The sequence below is a fragment of the Reyranella sp. GW821-FHT14A01 genome (assembly GCF_058803965.1).
Genome location: NZ_JBXAPM010000003.1, coordinates 297,623 through 314,608 on the forward strand (window position 1 = coordinate 297,623; position 16,986 = coordinate 314,608).

The window sequence follows — 16,986 nt, forward strand, 5'->3', positions numbered from 1 at the left end:
GCGCGCCGTCGATAGCTATACGTACGTTTATGAATTTCCGGCGAAGCCGCTAGCCGCGACCCCCGTGCAGCGCGAGTTGCTCGGCCATGCGCACAAGGTCTGCAAGCGTATCGGCGTCCATCTTGCGCATGGCCTGGGCACGATAGAGCTTCACCGTGATCTCGCTGAGGCCAAGCTCGCCCGCCACCTGCTTGTTCATGAGACCACGGGTGACCAGGGTCATCACCTCGCGCTCGCGCGGCGAGAGGCTCTCGAAGCGCGTGCGCACGTCGCGCCCCGCTTCCTCCGTCGCGCGACGGCGCCGATCCGCCTCGACGGCCGCGGCGACGGCATCGAGCATGTCCTGATCGCGGAACGGCTTGGTCAGGAAGTCGACGGCGCCGGCCTTCATCGCCCGCACCGACATCGGCACGTCGCCATGTCCCGTCATGAAGACGATCGGCATGTTGACGCCCGCGCGCGCGAGCTGTCCCTGGAACTCGAGCCCGCTCACGCCTGGCAGCCGGATGTCGAGAACGAGGCAGCCCGGGCTATCGTCGGCGCCGGCCTTGAGGAATTCGGCGGCGGAGCTGAACAGGCGCGCCTGCAGGCCAACCGAACGGAAAAGATTGTCGAGCGCCAGACGCAGCTCTTCGTCGTCGTCGACCACGAAGACGACCGGGACGATCTCTGCCGGCGCCGGCGGGGCGGGCCGCCGGCTCATGGCGCCCCTCCCGGCACGATCACCGGCAGGGAGATCCGGAACGATGCGCCGCCGCCGGGCAGATTGACCGCGTCGATGCGGCCGCCATGTGCCTCCATGATGGATCTGGAAATTGAAAGGCCCATGCCCATGCCATCGTCCCTGGTTGTGAAGAAGGCGTCGAACAGCCGGGGGAGGTCGTCGTCGCCGATGCCCTTGCCGGTGTCGTCGACCGTCAAGGTAACCGCCTGCCGCCGGTCCTCGTCAATCGTATGTTCCACCTTGACGGAAAGCGACCGCCGCTCTGCCGGGACGGCCGTCATGGCCTGGATGGCATTCACCAGGAGGTTGAGAACGACCTGCTGAAGCTGGATGCGATCGCCGTCCACCGGTGGCAGGTCGGCGGGAAGGACCGTGGAAAGCCGGACGCGCTGGCTGCGCAGCTCCCGTTCCACGAGCAGCAAGGTCTCGTCGGCAAGCGCCGCCAGATCGACCGGCGCATGGATCGGCTCGGACCGTCGCGACAAGGCGCGCAGGCGGCGGACGACGTCGCTCGCCCGCTGGCCATTGCGGACCATGGCCTCGATCGACTTCTTCACCTCGCCGAGCTCCGGAGTTGGCCTGGCGAGCCAGCGCAGCCCCGCCTCTCCATTGGCGACGATCGCGGCGAGCGGCTGGTTGACCTCGTGCGCGATGGACGCGGTAAGCTCGCCCATTGTGGCGATGCGGGAGACATGCGCCAGCTCCGTGCGCGTATGGTGGAGATTGTCCTCGACACCGCGCTGGGCGGTGATGTCGTTGTTGGTTTCCAGAATGAAGCCCTGGCGGCCGCGAGTATCGGGCTCCAGAGCCCAGCGTGAACTCACGACCACCTTGCGCCCATCGCGGCAGGTATGGACGAGTTCACCCTCCCAGCGACCGTCGCGCTGCAGGTCCGATATGATCTCCGGATAGGGAGCGGGAAAGACCGTTTGCAGCAGCTCAGCCGTCCGTTTGCCGACCGCTTCCTGGCTGCGCCAGCCATAGAGATCCGCCGCGGCGCGGTTCCAGTAGATGATCACGTCCCTGGCATTGCGCACGAACACGGTATCGTGGGTGAGATCAAGCAGGCGGGCCTGTTCGCGCAGCGCCGCCACGGCGCGCTGGTTGCGTGCCGCGAGGAGCGCGGTGATGGTGATCGCGGCCAGGCTGACGAGGCAGCGCAGGGCCGGTCCCGTACCGGCTGACTCGCCGTGCGTGAGGGCAAAGCTCAGGACTGTCAGCAAGGCGCAGCCCGCGGCCACAGCCATGATGCCTGCGAAGCCCGTGAAATCGACGGCCAGCAGGACGACGGCGACGTAGAGGACGGCGACGGCGATATCGAGCGTCGTCAGCGTGTCGACGATGAAGATCGCGGCGGCGATGACGGCCGTGAGCACGGGCAGGACGATGCTCGTTCGGGCCGGTGCCGTGACAGGGAGCGACATGAAGGAAGGACTCCAGGCGGTGCAGCCCATGGTAGCGCCAGCGGTCCCGGCAAACCAAGGTATAGGGCGCGCCGTCCGCACGTATGGATCCAAAACACGCGCGATATCGGGCCTATTTGGGGCACGGCGCTCGCTCGAACGCCGGTCCAGCAATAGGAAGCGTGTGATGGAACAGGGTAAGGGAATTGCCATCGTCACCGGCGGCAGCCGCGGTCTGGGACGCAATACGGTGGTCAGCCTGGCGCGGCGCGGCGTCGACTCGATCTTCACCTACAAGTCCGCCCAAGGCGAAGCCGCGGCGGTGGTGGCGGAAGTCGAGGAGATCGGCCGCCGTGCCGTACCGCTGCAACTCGATGTCGGCGAGATCGATACGTTCGATACCTTCGTTGCCCAAGTCCGGCAGGCGCTTTCCGCGCTCGGTGCCGAGCGCTTCGATTATCTCGTCAACAATGCCGGCATCTCCCATCACAATTCGCTGGAGCTGACGACCGAGGAAGAACTCGACGCGCTCTACCGGGTGAACTTCAAGGGCGCCTTCTTCCTCACCCAGAAGCTGCTGCCATTGATGAACGACGGCGGGCGTATCGTGAACCTGTCGAGCGGCCTCGCCCGCATCATCGTTCCCGGCAACGCGCCCTACGGCGCCCTGAAGGCGGCGCTGGAGGTGCTCACGCGCTACCAGGCGAAGGAGCTGGGGCCTCGGCATATCGCGGTGAACGCGGTCGCGCCGGGCGCCATCCAGACCGACTTCAGCGGCGGCATGGTGCGCGACAACCCCGCGCTCAACAAACAGGTCGCCGACATGACTGCCCTGGGCCGCGCCGGCGTTCCCGACGATATCGGGCCGATGATCGCTTCCCTGCTCTCCGAGGAAGGCCGCTGGATCAACGCCCAGCGCATCGAGGTCTCGGGCGGTATGGCCATCTAACAGGCTGTTGAAATAGGTTTTGAGAAGTTCCGGCGAGCAATATTGATCTGTCAACGGTTACCGCGACACACGATTCAAGAGCTGCCGCCCTCCGATTCGTTTGTTTCGTTCGTTTCGTTTATTTCGTTTGCTCGCCAGGACTCCGACTTTTCAACGGCCTGCCAGGCCAACGCGATGACCCCTACTCGGCCTTGAGGTCGAGGTCCTTCACGATGGTCTTCCAGACCACGAACTGATCCTTCTGGTACTGCACCGCCTGCTGCCGCGTCGACGGCATCGGCACGAGGCCGTTCTGCAGCATCTTCGCCCGGACCGATTCGGTTTCGAGGATCTTGACCAGTTCCTTGTTCAGCCGGTCGAGGATGTCGTCCGGCGTCCCGGCCGGCGCGACGGCGCACCACCAGCCGCCCATGTCGGGCGGCGTGGCGAGGCCCTGTTCCGAGAAGGTCGCCAGGTCGGGCAGCAGCGCGTGGCGCTGGGCCGTCGTCATGCCGACCGCCCGCACCTTGCCGGCGCGGATCATGCTCTGCGACGAGGGCACGTCGCCGACCATGATCTGGACATGCCCGCTGATCAGGTCGGCCAGGGCGGGCGGCGTCGACTTGTAGGGCACATGCGTCACGTCGAGCTGGTAGGCATTCTTGATGTGGCCGCCATAGGCGATCCCGCCCGTGTTGCCGCTCGCGTAGTTGTACTTCCCGGGATTGGCCTTGATCAGCTTGATCAGTTCAGGCGCGGTCTTCGCGGGGATGTCGATGTTGACCAGCCAGACATAGGAGACCGACGCCACCAGCGAGATGTAGCTCAGGTCCTTGGCCGGATCGTAGCGCACGCCGCTGGTGAGGCCGGCCGGGCTGGCGACCAGGCCGGAATTGGTCAGGAGGCCGAACGTGTATCCGTCCGGCGGCGCGGTCACGACCATCTCGGTGCCCAGGGTCGTGTTGTTGCCCGGCTTGTTCTCGATGACGATCGGCTGGCCCAGCGCTTGGCCGAGCGGCTCGGAGAGGATACGGGCGAGGATGTCGCTGGCCGAGCCGGCGCCGAAGGGCACGATGAGCCTTATCGGCTTGTTCGGATAGGATTGCGCCATGACGGGCGCGGCAACCGTCAAACCGACGGCGGCAGCGAACGCGGTAAGCCACTGAACGAGTCTCATGAGTTTCCTCCATTTTCGCGATTTGTTTTTATTGATGTACTCCCAGGCGCCGCTCTTTCTCCTTTCAACCGATGAGGGATGCCGGACGACTCAGAACCTGAAGCCGAGGTCGCGGGCGATCAGGTTCTTCTGGATCTCGCTGGTGCCTTCGCCGATCACATAGACCAGCGCGTCGCGATGGATGCGGCCCACCGGATACTCGCGCATGATGCCGGCCCCGCCATGGATGCGGATCGCCTGCTCGCTCACGGCAACGGCGGTCTCGCTCGCGACCAGCTTCACCCGGGCGGCGGTGGCCGAATCCAGCGTGTTCTGGTCGACGCGCCAGGCGCCGTAATAGACGAGCCACCTCGCCGCCTCGATCTGCGCCGACATCTCTGCCAGCTTGTGGCCGATCGCCTGGTAGTCGCCGATCCGCTTGTTCGCGACCAGCCGGTCCCGCGCATAGGCCGTGGCCGCATCGAAGGCGGCGCGCGCCATGCCGAGCGCATTCGCCGCCACCCCGACCCGGTTCTCGCTCAGCGAGTCCAGGATCACCGGATAGGTGCCCAGCCGGTCGCCGAGGACGCAGTCGTCCGGGACGAACACCTCGTCCATGTGGATCAGGCCGGTCTCGGAGGCGCGGATGCCCTCCTTTCTCAGCTTCTCGATGCTCATACCCGCAGCGGGCAGCTCGACGATGAACAGGCTGATCGCGTCGCCGCTCAGTTCCGGCGCGGTGCGCGCCGCGACCAGCAAGAAATCCGCGATCGGCGCGTTGGTGATGTAGAGCTTGCTGCCTCGGAGCTTCCAGCCGCCGTCGGCGCGCTCGGCACGGGTCTTGAGGGCGCGGATGTTCGAGCCGCCGTCCGGCTCGCTCAAGGCAAAGCCCGCGATCTTCCTGCCCTGCACGGCGGGCCGGAAGAAGCGCCGGCGCTGCTGCTCGGTGCCGGCCTTCCAGATCGGCCAGATGCCGAGGTGGCTGTGCGCCGACCAGCTCGAGGCGAAGCCCTGGCTCATGTAGCTCAGCTCCTCTCGGACGATGCAGTCGCTGATCTTGTCGAGGCCGCTGCCGCCGTCGGCCTCGGGATAGCGCACCCCCAGCAGGCCAAGCTCGCCCCAGCGCGCGAAGACCTCGCGCGGCAGGATTTCGTCCTCCTCCGCCGCTACCACCAGCTTCTGATGTTCCGTCTGGCACAGGCGCCTCACGGTATCGCGCACGGCCTCGTGCTGTTCCGAGAAGGAGAAATCCATAATCGACAGCCACTCTTCATTGCCAACGGCTTTTGCTGAATGAACACTGACGATGAACAAAATCCGGGTCAATCGACCGCCGGGCGGCGGCGGTGCTATAAGCCGCCGCCCCTGAATCGCCGCCGCAAGGTCCACGCTTTGAAAACCTTCTTCCGGCCGATCGCTGCCCTCGCCGCGCTGGCGATGATGGCGACCGGTGCCGCCGCCCAATCCTCCGACGACGACACCGCGCTGCCGCCGGTGCCGAAGCCGCGCTTCACGGTGGTCGACGGCGACACGGTGAAGTTCGGGCCGCAGATCGTGCGGCTGTTCGGCATCGACGCGCCCGAACGCAGCCAGACCTGCGACGACGGCCACTGGCGCGCCGGTGCGCTGGCCCGCAAGGCGCTCGAGGAGTTCATCGCCGGCCGGCCGGTCACCTGCCGCCTGGTCGACACCGAGCGCAAGACCAACCCGCCGGTGGCGCAGTGCTTCGCGGGCGACGACGACCTGCAGGAGAAGATGGTATCCGCCGGTTGGGCCTGGGCCCTGCCCAACAGCAAGGACCGCTACGTCCCCGAGGAGCGCGAGGCCATTCAGCGCAAGCTGGGCGTTCATGGTCACAAATGCATGATGCCGGCTGAATGGCGCGCGATGGTCCGCCGGGAGGCTCTGAAGCGCGAACAGGGCGGCTGAGGCGGCAACGCAACGATTCGCGGCGGGTCCCATTTCACGGGCATGAAAAGCCCCAAGGCCACCGCCCGCAAGCACCGCACCCTGCAGCGCCAGACGGCGCGTGCCGACAAGACCCGGCCGCCCGTCGAACTCGAGGGCGCGATGCAGGCCGGCGCCCGCCGCTATCCCGAACCGCCGCTGCCGCGCCAGCATCAGTCGAAGCCTGGCCATGAGTCGCGGCTCGATCCGCCGCCGATGTGCGACGCGCCCTATTATCAGGGCTCGATGAAGCTGCGCAGCAAGGTCGCGCTGATCACCGGCGGCGATTCCGGCATCGGGCGCTCCGTCGCCATCCTGTTCGCGCGCGAAGGCGCCGACGTCGCCATCGTCCATCTCGACGAGGCCGGCGACGCGGAGACGACGCGGCAGGCCGTCGAGGCCGAAGGGGCGCGCTGTCTCGTGCTGGCGGGCGACGTCACCGACCAGCGCTTCTGCAAGCTCGCGGTGAAGCGTACGGTCGAGACCTTGGGCGGCCTCAACGTGCTGGTGAACAACGCCGCCTTCCAGCTTCACGCACAGCGGCTGGAGGACCTCAGCGAGGCGCATTTCGACCGCACGCTGAAGACCAACCTCTATGGCTACTTCCACATGGCGCAGGCCGCCGTGCCGCACATGAAGGCGGGCGACGCCATCGTGAACAATGGCTCGGTGACCGGGCTGCAGGGCAGCAAGTACCTGCTCGACTATTCGATGACCAAGGGCGGCATCCACGCCTTCACCAAGTCGCTGGCGGCCCACCTGGTCCCGCGCGGCATCCGCGTCAACGCGGTGGCGCCCGGCCCCGTCTGGACGCCGCTCAACCCTGCCGACAAGCAGGCCGGCGACGTCGCCGAGTTCGGCGCCAAGACGCCGATGAAGCGCCCGGCCCAGCCCGAGGAGATCGCCCCTGCCTTCGTGTTCCTCGCCTCCCCGCACTGCTCCAGTTACATCACGGGCGAGATTCTGCCGGTGATCGGCGGCTATTGATCGACGACATCTCTCGCCCGCAGATTTCTTGCGCTTGTCATGGACGGCAGGTGGTTCTCGTTTTGCGCTCGTAACGGCTGGTATGTAAGTATCTGCGCGTCCGTTCGGCCCACAAAGCGAGCTGCCAGGAATGCTGAAGATTGTGAAAGCCGCCATCTGCTCGGCGGGATTGTCGTTTGCGCTTTCCCACGCGGCGGTGGCCAAGGACTATATCAAGGACGAGCGGCCCCAGCAGCGCGGCTATTCCCTGGCTGTCGTCACGGAGGGCGGCAAGACCGTCTGGTTGGCGGGGCAAACCGCTTCGGTGGACGATAACGGCAAGTCGCTCGCCGGCGACTTCGAAGGACAGGCCCGGCAGGTCTTCAAGCTGCTCGGCCGGACCCTCGAGAAAGCGGGCGGAAAGCTCTCCGACATCGTCCAGATGACCGTGTTCATCACGGACGTGAGATACGGCACGCGCCTTACCGAAATCCGCAAGGAAGTCTTCGGCGACAATTTCCCGGGAAGCGCGCTGATCACGATCACGGCCCTCGCAGATCCGGATGCCAAGCTGGAGATCCAGGGCTATGCGGTCGTCGGCGGGAAATAAGGGATTGGCCAGGAACGTGAAGCCCGTCCTGGCGGCAATTCCGGCTTTGATGCTCGCGCTTGCCCTCCCGGCGGGTGCCCAGACCAAGCCGCCCGAGAACGCGCCGCCGGTGGTCCTGGTGCAGCCGGCCGAACTGCGCCCGCTGGCGCCCCAGTCGGAATATGTCGGCCGGATCGCGGTATTCGACAAAGTCGAGGTGCAGGCAAGGGTCAAGGGCACCCTCGGCAAGCGGGAATTCACCGACGGCGCCAAGGTGACGGAGGGTCAGGTCCTGTTCACCATCGAGCCCACGCCCTATCGCATCGCCGTCAACCAGAAGCGGGCGTTGCGCGACGGCGCCCGCGCGGCGCTGATCAATGCCGACGCCCAGCTCAGCCGGACGACCGAGCTGCTGCGCTCGCACAACGCCTCGCAGGTGGTTTACGATCAGCGGCTGAGCGAGCAGCTCCAGGCCAAGGCGACGCTCGACGACGCCGAAGCACAGCTCGAGGATGCCGAGCTTCAACTCTCCTACACGAAGATCACCGCGCCGATCTCCGGCCTGATCGGACGCGCCTCGGTCTCGCCTGGCAACATCGTCGGGCCCGAATCGGGCGTTCTCGCCACGATCGTGAACGAGCGGCAAATCCGGGTGTTGTTCTCGGTGTCCCAGGCGGAGCTGCTGAACGTGCGTCGCGACCTGCGGGCCGGCGAGCACCTCCCCGTCCGCCTCCGCCTCGCCGACGGCAAGCTCTATCCCGAGAAGGGCAAGGTCGACTTCATCGACGTCACGGTCGATCCCAATACCGACGGGCAGATGGCCCGCGCGGTGTTCGACAATGCCGACGAGCTGCTGACCGACGGCCAGACCGTTCGGGTGATCGTCGAGGGCAACGCGCCCGCCAAGGCGATCGTCGTGCCGCAGCCCGCGCTCGCGATCGACCAGACCGGCCCTTATGTCTACGTCGTCGACGGCAAGGGCACCGTCGAGCAGCGCCGCATCACCATCGACTTCGTGCGCGACGGCATGATCGCCGTGGCGAGCGGCCTCAAGGAAGGCGACCGGGTCATCGTCCAGGGCCAGCAGCGCGTGCGTCCCGGCTCGGCCGTGGAAGCGCAGCCCGCCCCGGCTGCCGCCGACCAGCGCAAGCGCTGAGCCCGTGAGCATCGCGTCGCTCTTCATCCGCCGCCCGCGGCTGGCTTTCGTCGTCTCCGCGATCATGGTCATCGCCGGCGGGCTGGCGCTGGGCAGCCTGCCGGTCGCCCAGTTCCCCAACATCGTGCCGCCGGAAGTCACCGTCACGACCAGCTATGCCGGCGCGTCGGCCGAGGTGGTCGAGGAAAGCGTGGCGCAGATCATCGAGCGCAACGTCAACGGCGTCGAGAACATGATCTCGATGAAGTCGACCTCGGGCAGCGACGGCAGCTACAGCCTCAGCGTCTATTTCAAGGTGGGATCGAACCCGCAGGACCACACGGTCAACGTCAACAACCGCATCAACCGGGCGATGCCGCTGCTGCCCGACGAGGTGCAGAAGAACGGCGTGCTGGTGAAGAAGCAGTCCTCGGCGCTGCTGCAGGTGGTCGCGGTCTATTCGCCCAAGGGAACGCGCGACGCGCTGTTCCTGTCGAACTTCGCGACCATCAACGTGCTCGACGCCATGCAGCGCGTGCCGGGCGTCGGCTCGGCCGGCCTGTTCGGCGGGCTCGACTATGCGATGCGCGTGTGGCTTGACCTCGACCGCATGTCGAGCCTCGGCATCACGGCACAGGACGTGGTGAAGGCGATCGAGGCCAAGAACATGCAGGCCGCCGTGGGGCGTGTCGGCGCGGCGCCCCTGCTCGACGGCGTCGACTTCCAGCTCAACATCACGGCCAAGGGCCGCCTCACCTCGGTCGAGGAGTTCGGCAATATCAGCGTGCGCGCGACCTCGAACGGGGCGCTGCTGCGCATCCGCGACATCGGCAGGGTCGAACTGGGCTCGGCCAATGCCGACGTCACCACGCGCTACAACGGCAAGCCGGCCGCGGGCATCCAGATCTACCAGCTCGGCGGTGCCAACGCGCTCGAGACCGCCGAGGGCGTGCGCCGCGTCCTGAAGGAGCTGGAGGACCGGCTGCCGGACGACGTGGCCTTCGACGTGATGTACGACACCACGGTGTTCGTCGAGGCGACGATCCACAGCGTGGTGAAGACGCTGATCGAGGCCTTCGTGCTGGTGGCCATCGTGGTCTTCCTCTTCCTGGGCAGCCTGCGCGCGACGCTCATTCCCATCGTCGCCGTGCCGGTGGCGCTGGTCGGCACGTTCGCCGTGATGCAGATGATGGGGCTGTCGCTCAACACCGTGTCGCTGCTGGCGCTGGTGCTGGCCATCGGCATCGTCGTCGACGACGCCATCGTCGTGGTCGAGGCGGTCGAAAGCACCCTGGAAAAGGAACCGGACCTGACGCCGGCCGAAGCGACCGAGAAGGCGATGGCCGAGGTCACCGGCCCCATCGTGGCGATCACGCTGGTGCTGCTGTCGGTGTTCGTGCCCACGGCCTTCATGCCGGGCATCGCCGGCAAGCTCTACCAGCAGTTCGCGGTGACGATCTCGGTCGCCATGGTGATCTCCGCGATCAATGCGTTGTCGCTCTCGCCGGCGCTGTGCGCCCTGCTCCTCACCCGCCGCGGCGAGCCGCGCGGGCTGATGGCCCGACTGCAGCGCGGCATCGACGCCACGCGCCGCGGCTACCTGCGGCTCGCAGGACCGCTAATCCGCCGGAGTGTGCTGGCGGTCGGGCTCGTCCTGCTGTTCGCTCTCGCCACCGGCGGGCTGGGCCGGCTCGTGCCCACGGGCTTCCTGCCCGAGGAGGACCAGTCGTCCTTCATGGCCGAGATCCAGCTGCCCGACGCTGCCTCCACCAGCCGCACCCTGGAAGCCGTGATGCAGGTCGAGGGCATGCTGGCGGGCCAGCCCTGGCTGCAGAACTTCTTCACCGTGAGCGGCAACAGCCTGCTCGACGGGCTCAACCTGCCCAACCGGGCGATGATGATCGTCTCACTGAAACCCTATGCCGAGCGACACGGGCACGACATGACGGCCTTCGCCGTGCTGGAGCGCCTCAACAAGGCGTTCCAGCGGGTCGCGGTCGCCAACGTGTATGCGTTCAACCTGCCGCCGATCGCCGGCCTCGGCAACTCGTCGGGCTTCGAATTCGAGATCCAGAGCCTCACCGGCGCGCGGCCCGAGGAGATCGTCGCCGTGGCGCGCGGTGTGTTGAATGCCGCTCAGAGTGCGCCCGAGCTGGCCGGCGTGTTCACGACCTTCAGCGCCTCGACGCCGCAGATCCGGCTCGAACTCGACCGCGACCGCGCCGAGACACTGGGCGTCGAGATCCCCGACATCTTCTCGGCCCTGCAGACGGCGATGGGCAGCCGCAACGTCAACAACTTCAACATGTTCGGCCGCACCTGGACCGTACGCGTGCAGGCCGATGCCATCGACCGCCGCACGATCGAGGACGTCAATCGCGTGCGGGTGCGCTCGGCGAGCGGCAAGCTCGTGCCGCTGCAGGCCGTGGCGACGCTCGAGCTCACGACGGCCCCCGCCACCATCGTTCGATACAATAACCTGCGCGCGGTCCCGCTGAACGGCGCGCCGGCGCCGGGTTACTCGTCGGGCGAGGCGATCACGGCCATGGAGCGCGTGGCGCGCGCGAACCTGCCGCCGGGCTACGCCTTCCAGTGGGCCGGCACGGCGCAGCAGGAGAAGGAAGCCGGCAGCCAGACCGGGTTCGTCCTGGCCCTCGCCGTGCTGTTCGCCTACCTCTTCCTGGTCGGGCTCTACGAAAGCCTGGCGTTGCCGATCGCCGCCCTGCTCTCGGTCATCGTCGGGCTGTTCGGCGCCCTGGCGGCGCTCTGGCTGACCGGCCTCGCCAACAACGTCTATGCCCAGATCGGCATCGTGGTGCTGATCGCGCTGGCGGCCAAGAACGCCATCCTGGTGATCGAGGTCGCCATGCAGGAACGCGCACGCGGCAGCGATGCTGTGACCGCGGCGACAACGGCGGCCGGACAGCGTTTCCGCGCCGTGATGATGACTTCCTTCGCCTTCATTCTCGGCCTCGTGCCGATGGTCATCGCCTCCGGAGCCGGCGCGGCGACGCAGCGCGCGGTCGGCACCGCGGTGTTCGGCGGCATGCTCGCGGCGTCCTGCCTCGGCATCTTCGTCATCCCGGGCCTCTACGTCGCGTTCGAGAAGATGCGCAACGCCCTTGCCGGCCTCGTTCGGCGGCTTCGCCCGGCTTCGAAGGGACAAGGGCGTCTCGAAAACTAGCATTCAGCGCCGGCCGACCAATTGTGCCATTTGTTGCAATCGTGGCGGCACCTAAGTATTGACTCGCCGAGCTGGATGGGTGGCCGAGCGGTTTAAGGCACCGGTCTTGAAAACCGGCGTGGGTTCACGCCCACCGTGGGTTCGAATCCCACCCCCTCCGCCAAGTTCACGCATGTAGTGCGGCAAGCGATAAAATCGTAACGCGCTTTGTGATCGAGCCAGCGGCCGATTGCAGCAGGTGTGCGATACAACGCCCTGCCCCTGCGAATCGCTCCTAGAATTTTGTCGCTTAGCCAACATTCGCGGAAAGTTTTTCGATCATGCCTACCGACGACGAGCTGCCAGTCACCACGCCAGATATTACAACCCCAAAGGGCGGGCTCTTCGGCGGGACGTTCGACACGAGCAGCGTGGCGGACCCGAACATCCGGGCCACGTTGATGGACTATCGCTGGGTCACGGAGCTGGGCGGCGACACGCCGGCGACCGTCATCAAGTACGCGTTCCCGACGGCGCAGACGGATTTCACCGACGGTTATCCGAACATGGAGCTGGTCGACAATTTCCAGGAGACTGACGCCAACCAACAAGCGGCGGCGATCGTCGCGATGGATCTCGTGTCGTCGTACACCAAGCTCGAATTCGAGCTGGCCGACTCGCCGTCGGCTGTCGACGCGACGCTGCGCTTCTCGGGTCTCAGCAGCGGCCCCACGCAGGGGGGCTTTCCTCCCAACAACGGCCCTTATGTCCCTCAGGATGCCCGCCAATCCGGCGACATCTGGCTGAGCACAAACGGCCGTCCCAGGCGGATTTCTACGGGACCGACCCTTTCCTCACCGTCATGCATGAGATGGGGCACGCGCTCGGCCTGAAACACGGTCACGATCCACGCCTTAACGGCGCGTTGTCGTCGGACAAGAACGACAACGAATACTCGATCATGACATATGCGAGCTACTTCTTTGCCGATACGGGCTCGCCGACCAAGGCTCACGACGGCTCGTCGCCGCAGAGCTACATGATGTACGACATCGCAGCCCTCCAGGCGCTTTACGGCGCCAACTTCGACAAGGCCGGTACGACCGCCCTCTACAAGTGGAACGAAACAACCGGGCAGCTGACGATAAACGGCGATGATGCGCCCAACACCGGCGTTACGGATACGGGCAAGATCTTCACGACCGTGTGGACGCAGGGCGCCCTCACGACCTACGACCTCAGCAATTTCAGTGAGGATCAGCGCAACGATCTGAATCCAGGCGGGTACCTCACCTTTTCGCGGTCGCAGCTCTCCGACCTGAATTCCGACGTTTCCCTTCCTTCGACTCCAAATTTCATCGCGCGGGGTAACGTCTACAACGCGCTGCAGTACGGCGATGACAGGCGCTCGCTGATCAGCCACCTGATTGCCGGCGCGGCGGCGACGATTGGGTCTTCGGCAACGTGCTCGATAACGAGTTGACCGGCAATGCCGGGGGCGACCTTCTCCAGGGCGGAGATGGTAACGACCGGCTCGACGGTGGGGCCGGCGACGACATCCTCGGCGGCGACGCCGGCGACGATCTTCTGCTGGGCGGCGCCGGTGTCGACCGACTTCAGGGCGGTCTCGGCGTCAACATTCTGCAAGGCGGTGCCGATGCCGACAGAATCAGGTTCGGTGACGGCAACGATACGCTGCGTGACACCTGTGCAGACATGATGCCGGACACCATAAGCGGGTTCCATAAAGGACACTCGATCGACCTCCTGGAATCGCTGGTCGGCCGCTCGAACCTCGACGTCGAATATAGCGTGGGAAACAGCCGCGCCACGCTCTCCGCCGGGGGCAATTCCGTGACGCTGAACGGCTTGTTCGAAGGCGGCGATTTCATCGCCGCGGCGCGGGGAACCGGGGCCGACGCGCACACGACGATCACTTATGCGAACTTCCTGCCGATCCTGCAGGAGGGCGTGCGGGTCAACCCGGGTTTCATCAACGGTGTCGTCAACGACGCCTATCTGGAAGGCGGCGTGACCTTCACGGTCGACTTCAAGTCGGCGGTCTCGGCCTTCGCCAACACGTTCGGCTACTACGAAGTCGCCGCGGACGGTACGCTGGGCGACGTCAATATCCTGTACGCCAACACGCTGAACGTGGCCCCGGGCGGGCGCAGCATCGACCTCATGCCCGCGGCGGGGACCCGGCTGGGTTTCTTCCTGATCCAGGACGGGTTTAACCGCCTCGGCGCCCTGCCCGACGATCTTTCCTTCCACGGCCCTGGCTCGACCGATCCGGCCACGCTCGATGCCGGCCTGCCGCCGACCCTGTTCAGCGACTCGCGCGGCGCGTTCGACGGTGCCGTGATCTTCCACAGTTTCTCGACGCTCAACCCGGGCGACATGTTTCAAGTCCTGTCGGGAACGTCGCAAGGAGGGTTGGAAATGTCGCTTGGCTTCGAGGACCTGCCCTCGACGACGGGCGACGGTGACTTCCAGGATCTGGTCATCACCATCCGGACCAACGCGGACGATCTGCTGAACGCGTAAGCGCCCGGCCGTAACAAGACCGTAACCCGGGTTGCGATCGGCACCAGCGGCCGATCGCAGCAGGCGTTCGATAGCACACCCTGCCCTATGTGAATCGCTCCTAGGATGTAGTCGCTTCGACAACATTCGCGGGAAAGTTCCTCGATTATGCCTACCGACGACGACGAGCGGCCAGCCACCACGCCCCCGACAGATTTCACGAGCCCCAAGGGCGGCCTCTATGGCGGGAGTTTCAACTCCAGCTGGATCACCGACCCGAATGTCCGGGCCACGATGATGGATTCCCGCTGGGTCACCAGGCTGGGCGGCGACACGCCGGCAACCGTGATCAAGTATGCGTTCCCCACGGTCGTCACGGACTATACCGACGTCCCAGGCGGTTATCCTGACACGAACAAGACCGATAGATTCCTGGTGACAACCGCGGAGCAGCAAGCGGGCGCCCTGACGGCGATGAGACTGGTCGAATCATATACGAAGCTCAAGTTCGAGCTCGCGGATTCACCGTCCGGAGAGGACGCAACCCTTCGCTTCGGCGGCTATGACTTCAGCGGTTCGTGGGCCGGCTTTCCCACCACCAGCGGCCCCTACTCTCCGGTCGACGCCCGCATCGCGGGCGACAACTGGCTGGGTAGAAACGGCAAGCCGGAGTCGACGGACTTCTACGGTACCGACCACCTCACCACCATCATGCACGAGATGGGCCATTCGCTGGGCCTGAAGCACGGCCACGATGCGGACTACAACGGCACGCTGTCGGCCGACAGGAACGACAACGAATTCTCGATCATGACGTATGCGAGCTATTTCGGAGCCGATACCAATGCCGCGACCGAGGCGCGCAACGGCTCCGCGCCGCAGAGCTACATGATGTACGACATCGCGGCGCTGCAGGCCTACTACGGCGCCAACTTCGACAAGCGCGGCACGACCGCAACCTACAAGTGGGACGAGATTACCGGGCAACAATCCATCAACGGTGTGGTTGACCCGAACACGACGGGTATCACGGCGACCAACAAGATCTTCTCGACCGTGTGGACGCGGGGCGCCCTCACGACCTACGACCTGAGCAATTTCAACGAAGACCAGGTCGACGACCTGCGCCCCGGCAGGTGGCTCCTCTTTGCGCGAAGCAAGCTGGCCGAGCTGAACTCAGAGATCGCCTCGCCAAACCCGTCCGCCTTCCTGGCGCAGGGCAACATCTACAACGCGCTGCTCTACATGGGCGACACGAGTTCGCTGATCAGCAACCTTACCACCGGCAGCGGCAACGATACGATCACCGGCAACGACATCGCCAACGAACTGAACGGCGGCGCGGGCAACGATTATATCGCCGGCGGAGCCGGCAATGACATGTTGATCGGTGTCGACGGCAGCGACTTTCTCGATGGCGGGCTCGGCAACGACACGCTCCTCGGCGGGGCCGGCAACGACCAGATCCGGGGCGGCGCCGGAACCAATATCCTGAGCGGCGGTGCCGGGGCCGATGTCATCGAAATCACCACCGGCAAGGACACCTTGCGGGATACCTGGGCCGACATGCAGACCGACCGGGTCAACGGCTTCAAAGCGGGGAGCTCGATCGATATGCTGGGATCCCTCGTCGGCCGATCGAGCCTCACGGTCACCTACAACAGCGACAAGGACCTCGCGACGCTCACCTTCGGAGGCAACACTTTCGAGTTGCGAGGCGCGTTCGACGACGGAGGCGATTTCATGGCGGCGGCGCGCGGCATCGGCGCGGACGCACACACGACGATCAGCTTCGGCAATTTCCTGCCCTCCCTGCAGGAGGGCGTGCGCGTGGCGGCATCGTCGATCAACGGCGTCGTGAGCGAGGGATTCCTGCAGGGCGACGGATCCGTGACGTTCACCCTCGACTTCCGGTCCGCCATCTCGACCTATGCCAACTCGTTCGGAAGCTACGAAGTGGCTGCCGATGGCACGTTGGGCAACGTCCATATCCTGTTTGCCAACACACTGAACGTGGCGGCCGATGCCACCCGGTTCGATCTGACGCCGGTGGCGGGCGCACGCCTCGGATTCTTCCTGATCCAGGACGGTGCCCATCGTCTCGGCACGTTGCCCGATGATCTTTCCTTCCATGCGCCGGGCTCAACCGATCCCGCCTCGCTCAATGCCGGCGTGCCGCCGATCCTGTTCAGCAACTCGCTTGGTTCGTTCGACGGCGCCACCATCTTCCACACCTTCTCGACCTTGAACCCGGGAGCTTCCGTCCAGGTGCTTTCGGGCACAGAGGCAGGGGGATTGACCATGTTCATGGGGTTCGAGGACCTGCCGTCGTCGAGCGGCGACAACGACTACCAGGACCTCGTCATCTCGATCGTCCTCAAGACGACCGACGCCGACAACCTGCTCAACGTGTAGGGAGGCTTTTCTCCCACACCATGGTAACCTTCCC

14 protein-coding genes and 1 tRNA gene are annotated in these 16,986 nt (G+C 65.6%); 11 read left to right on the forward strand and 4 right to left on the reverse strand.

Translation table 11 applies throughout. The annotated features are described in order from the left end of the window. Positions 1 to 49 precede the first annotated feature (49 nt). Complete coding sequence (locus AC1ROX_RS08135) at positions 50 to 703, reverse strand: response regulator transcription factor (RefSeq protein WP_493124213.1); 654 nt, start codon at positions 701 to 703, stop codon at positions 50 to 52. Continuing rightward, positions 700 to 2,178 (reverse strand): sensor histidine kinase, encoded by a 1,479-nt coding sequence (locus tag AC1ROX_RS08140; protein WP_493124215.1) that lies wholly within the window; start codon positions 2,176 to 2,178, stop codon positions 700 to 702. The genes AC1ROX_RS08135 and AC1ROX_RS08140 overlap by 4 nt, the downstream gene beginning before the upstream one ends. Before the next feature lie 136 nt (positions 2,179 to 2,314). Between AC1ROX_RS08140 and AC1ROX_RS08145 the strand changes: the two genes are divergently transcribed. Continuing rightward, positions 2,315 to 3,076 carry an SDR family NAD(P)-dependent oxidoreductase gene (locus tag AC1ROX_RS08145; RefSeq protein ID WP_493124217.1) on the forward strand — a complete coding sequence of 254 codons (762 nt, stop codon included), beginning with the start codon at positions 2,315 to 2,317 and terminating at the stop codon, positions 3,074 to 3,076. 181 nt (positions 3,077 to 3,257) lie between these two features. Here the strand turns inward: AC1ROX_RS08145 and AC1ROX_RS08150 are convergent, their stop codons facing one another. Both AC1ROX_RS08150 and AC1ROX_RS08155 read right to left on the reverse strand, forming a co-directional pair. Next, positions 3,258 to 4,232, reverse strand: a complete 975-nt coding sequence (locus tag AC1ROX_RS08150) for a Bug family tripartite tricarboxylate transporter substrate binding protein (protein WP_493124218.1) — start codon at positions 4,230 to 4,232, stop codon at positions 3,258 to 3,260. 90 nt (positions 4,233 to 4,322) lie between these two features. Next, positions 4,323 to 5,465: an acyl-CoA dehydrogenase family protein gene (locus AC1ROX_RS08155; RefSeq protein ID WP_493124220.1), complete on the reverse strand. Its 1,143-nt coding sequence runs from the start codon at positions 5,463 to 5,465 to the stop codon at positions 4,323 to 4,325. A gap of 138 nt (positions 5,466 to 5,603) precedes the next feature. Between AC1ROX_RS08155 and AC1ROX_RS08160 the strand changes: the two genes are divergently transcribed. The 10 genes from AC1ROX_RS08160 to AC1ROX_RS08205 all read left to right on the forward strand — a co-directional run bounded on the left by AC1ROX_RS08160 (position 5,604) and on the right by AC1ROX_RS08205 (position 16,952). After that, positions 5,604 to 6,140: a thermonuclease family protein gene (locus AC1ROX_RS08160; RefSeq protein WP_493124222.1), complete on the forward strand. Its 537-nt coding sequence runs from the start codon at positions 5,604 to 5,606 to the stop codon at positions 6,138 to 6,140. 42 nt (positions 6,141 to 6,182) lie between these two features. Further along, the gene (locus AC1ROX_RS08165) at positions 6,183 to 7,145 is read left to right on the forward strand and encodes an SDR family oxidoreductase (RefSeq protein ID WP_493124224.1); all 963 of its coding nucleotides are present in this window, start codon (positions 6,183 to 6,185) and stop codon (positions 7,143 to 7,145) included. A 130-nt stretch (positions 7,146 to 7,275) separates the two neighbouring features. Continuing rightward, on the forward strand, positions 7,276 to 7,734 hold the full coding sequence (locus AC1ROX_RS08170; RefSeq protein WP_493124226.1) for a RidA family protein: 459 nt from the start codon (positions 7,276 to 7,278) through the stop codon (positions 7,732 to 7,734). Between the two features lie 16 nt (positions 7,735 to 7,750). Beyond that, positions 7,751 to 8,869: an efflux RND transporter periplasmic adaptor subunit gene (locus tag AC1ROX_RS08175; protein WP_493124228.1), complete on the forward strand. Its 1,119-nt coding sequence runs from the start codon at positions 7,751 to 7,753 to the stop codon at positions 8,867 to 8,869. Positions 8,870 to 8,873: 4 nt separating this feature from the next. Next, the gene (locus tag AC1ROX_RS08180; RefSeq protein ID WP_493124230.1) at positions 8,874 to 12,032 is read left to right on the forward strand and encodes an efflux RND transporter permease subunit; all 3,159 of its coding nucleotides are present in this window, start codon (positions 8,874 to 8,876) and stop codon (positions 12,030 to 12,032) included. A 73-nt stretch (positions 12,033 to 12,105) separates the two neighbouring features. Then, positions 12,106 to 12,195: transfer RNA gene (locus AC1ROX_RS08185), tRNA-Ser, on the forward strand. A gap of 157 nt (positions 12,196 to 12,352) precedes the next feature. Continuing rightward, complete coding sequence (locus AC1ROX_RS08190) at positions 12,353 to 12,904, forward strand: hypothetical protein (protein ID WP_493124232.1); 552 nt, start codon at positions 12,353 to 12,355, stop codon at positions 12,902 to 12,904. After that, positions 12,883 to 13,494, forward strand: coding sequence for a hypothetical protein (locus tag AC1ROX_RS08195; protein WP_493124234.1), 612 nt, complete (start codon positions 12,883 to 12,885; stop codon positions 13,492 to 13,494). The genes AC1ROX_RS08190 and AC1ROX_RS08195 overlap by 22 nt, the downstream gene beginning before the upstream one ends. After that, complete coding sequence (locus AC1ROX_RS08200; RefSeq protein WP_493124236.1) at positions 13,491 to 14,558, forward strand: DUF4114 domain-containing protein; 1,068 nt, start codon at positions 13,491 to 13,493, stop codon at positions 14,556 to 14,558. The genes AC1ROX_RS08195 and AC1ROX_RS08200 overlap by 4 nt, the downstream gene beginning before the upstream one ends. Before the next feature lie 147 nt (positions 14,559 to 14,705). Next, positions 14,706 to 16,952: a DUF4114 domain-containing protein gene (locus tag AC1ROX_RS08205; protein ID WP_493124238.1), complete on the forward strand. Its 2,247-nt coding sequence runs from the start codon at positions 14,706 to 14,708 to the stop codon at positions 16,950 to 16,952. Positions 16,953 to 16,986 lie beyond the last annotated feature (34 nt).